Origin of the sequence: Halomonas sp. 3D7M (assembly GCF_014897885.1) — a bacterium.
In the GTDB taxonomy this organism is placed as follows: Bacteria; Pseudomonadota; Gammaproteobacteria; order Pseudomonadales; family Halomonadaceae; genus Vreelandella.
In genome coordinates this window covers 1-615 of record NZ_JABUZF010000166.1, presented here as the reverse complement: position 1 = coordinate 615, position 615 = coordinate 1, and the positions used below count along the sequence as shown (strand labels likewise).

The 615-nt window shown below is 53.3% G+C and carries 1 pseudogene; it reads right to left on the bottom strand.

Annotation, left to right across the window (positions count from 1 at the left end):
* Window positions 1–615, bottom strand: a pseudogene (locus INT22_RS08300) (DNA-directed RNA polymerase subunit beta'); the annotation flags it as partial.

Here is a 615-nt window from a genome sequence, read left to right as displayed (position 1 = left end):
GCCATGATAAAGACGCTGTTGAACGAGTCTTGCTCAACTTCGTTGCCTTCACGGTCGATGACGGTCTCTTTAGAGATACCTACCATCATCGCCTTGGCAACTTTATCGTTGGCCTTGGACCAGATATCGATAACCTTGTTGTACTTCTCGCCAGCGGTTACTAGGCCAGAAGAGAACTGGTCTTCGATCTCTTTAACTTCCGCTTCTGCAGCGTCGACGATCTCGGTTTTCGCATCGGGAATAACGAAATCGTTAACACCGATAGAGGCACCCGACCACGTTGCTAAGCGGAAACCGGTATACATCAGCTGGTCAGCGAAGATGACGGTCGGCTTCAGGCCGGCACGACGATACACTTCGTTGATCAGACTGGAGATCGCCTTCTTCTTCATCGGCTGGTCGATCAGCTCAAACGGCACGCCTTCCGGCAGAATGCGGAACAGCAGCGCACGACCGACGGTGGTGTCGTAAATACGGCGGTGGAAACTGCGCTCGCCGGTCTCTTCTTCAATATCGATCTCATCTAGACGCACTTTGACTCGGGCGTGCAGCGACACAGACTGCGTACCAAACGCGCGCTCTACCTCATTGAGGTCAGAGAACACCATGCCTTCG